Here is a 2,081-nt window from a genome sequence, read left to right on the forward strand (position 1 = left end):
AACGGCGGCGCCGGCGGCGCCGGCGGCAATGGCGCGATCGGCGGCAACGGCGACATCGGCGGCACCGGCGGCACCGGCGGCTTCAACGGTGTTCCCGGCGGTAACGGCGCCGCAGCGACGAACTACATCGCTGCCGCGGGTGCGGGCGGTAACGGCGGTGGCGGCGGCACCGGCGGCACCGGCGGGCAGGGGGGCGCCGGCGGCACCGGCGGTGAGGGCGGTGCCGGTGGGTGGCTGGCCGGCAACGGCGGCAGCGGCGGCAATGGCGGTACCGGAGGCGCCGGCGGTGTCGGCGGCACCGGCGGTACCGGCGTCGACGGCACCACCGGCGCTAACGCCTTCAGCCAGAAATATCTGTCGTTCGGCGGTGACGGCGGCAATGGCGGTAACGCCGGTCACGGTGGGGCTGGCGGCGCCGGGGGTGACGGCGGTCAGGGCGGCACCGGCGGGCGCAGCGGGTTGCTGAGCGGCCAGTTGGGCGCCGCCGGGATTGGCGGTGGCGGGGGCATTGGTGGTGGCGGCGGCACCCACGGCACCCCCGGCAACGGCGCCGCAGGCGGCCACGGCACCGGGCAATCCGGCTTTTCCGGTATTGGAGGCCAGGGCGGCGACCCCTTCAACGGCAACCCGGGCAGCAACGGCAACCCAGGCTAGTTACCAGCTGTTCCAGTGCGTCAGGCTTTCGGCGGGTAGCCGCTTGGCCGGCCGGAAATCGGTGCCTTTGGTGTAGGCGATCGGAAACAGCCCACCCTGGCTGTACTGGTCGTAGGGAATGCCGAGCACGTCGGCCACCTGCTGCTCACCGTCGCCCAGCAGGTGCAACGTCGTCCAGCAGGAACCGAGGCCGCGGGACCGCAGCGCCAGGCAGAAGCTCCACACGGCCGGAAACAGCGACGCCCAGAACGACACGCCGCCCAGCGGCGTCTGGTCTTCGCGGCCCTGGATGCACGGGATCATCAGCACCGGCGCTTCGTGCATGTGCTCGGCGAGATAGGTCGCGGAACTTCTGACCTTGCCCATCCGCTCACTGCGGGTGTCGCCCTCGGGGTACTCGGGTGCCGGTGCGCTCAGGTATGCCCGGGCATTGGTCAGGTAGACGTCGGCGATCGCTTTCTTGGTGGCGGCGTCCTCGACGAACACCCACTGCCAGCCCTGGGAATTGGAACCGGTGGGCGCCTGCAACGCCAATTCGAGGCATTCCATCAGCACGTCGCGGGGTACCGGCTTGTCGAAGTCGAGGCGTTTGCGGACCGAGCGGGTGGTGGTCAGGACTTCGTCGACGGTCAGATTCAGGGTCATGTGTGGAGGCTACCGATATGCCCATGTAGGACTCCCCCGCGCGGGCCGAATGTGAACTGCACGACGCCATCTCGCCGTGTCGCGTCGTCGATTTCACGGTCGGCGCCAAGGTTCAGCGGAGTCGCGGACCTGGAGCCCACCGCCAGGCCCGCTACGTCCGCGGCGATGTGCTGATGTTCGGGCCGGAACCCACCGGGCTGGACGCGGTGACTCTGGCCGATGAGCACATCACCGAACAGGTGCGCATTCCCATGCTGGCGGGCCGGCGTTCGCTGAACCTGTCCAACGCCGCGGCGGTGGCCGTGTATGAGGCCTGGCGGCAGCACGGCTATTCCGGGGCCCTCTAGGGCCCCGGTTTCCTGGGAGCTAGATGCCCGTCGGCTGTGAATCAGCTGGGGTTACCGGGCAAACGCCGGATCGGGCCCGCCGGGCCGCCATACGTTACGGGAATCGCGGTTTTCGCGGTGATAGCCCGAAAGGACAGCGATGTCTTACCTGGTGGCGGTCCCCGAAGCGGTCAGCGCGGCAGCGACGCAAGTGGCCGGCTTCGGCGCGGCCCTCAGCGACGCCAATTCGTCGGCGGCACTCGCCACCACCGGGTTGCTGGCCGCCGGCAGCGACGAGGTCTCGGCGGCCATCGCGTCGCTGTTTTCCGCCCACGGGCAGGCCTACCAACAGGTGGCCGCGCAGATGACGGCCTTTCACGACCGCTTCGTGCAGGCACTGACCGCCGGTGCCGGCGCCTATGCCCACGCCGAGGCGGCCAACGCCTCCCCGCTGCA

General features: G+C 70.4%; 2 protein-coding genes and 2 pseudogenes. 3 read left to right on the plus strand and 1 reads right to left on the minus strand.

Translation table 11 applies throughout. The annotated features are described in order from the left end of the window. Nucleotides 1-654: pseudogene (locus tag B4U45_RS28465) on the plus strand (PE family protein); the annotation flags it as partial. Here the strand turns inward: B4U45_RS28465 and B4U45_RS28470 are convergent. Then, a complete protein-coding gene (locus B4U45_RS28470; RefSeq protein ID WP_075546779.1) occupies nucleotides 655-1,299 on the minus strand; it encodes a nitroreductase family protein in 645 nt (214 codons plus the stop codon). It lies immediately after the preceding pseudogene. Nucleotides 1,300-1,361: 62 nt separating this feature from the next. Here B4U45_RS28470 and B4U45_RS28475 point away from each other — a divergent pair. Together B4U45_RS28475 and B4U45_RS28480 are read left to right on the plus strand one after the other, a co-directional pair. Continuing rightward, nucleotides 1,362-1,646 (plus strand): annotated as a pseudogene (locus tag B4U45_RS28475) (tRNA (cytidine(34)-2'-O)-methyltransferase); the annotation flags it as partial. A 139-nt stretch (nucleotides 1,647-1,785) separates the two neighbouring features. Beyond that, nucleotides 1,786-2,081 (plus strand): PE family protein (locus tag B4U45_RS28480; protein WP_219859590.1); only part of this gene is annotated, 296 nt, incomplete at its 3' end.

The organism is Mycobacterium persicum (assembly GCF_002086915.1).
GTDB classification, from domain to species: Bacteria; Actinomycetota; Actinomycetes; order Mycobacteriales; family Mycobacteriaceae; genus Mycobacterium; species Mycobacterium persicum.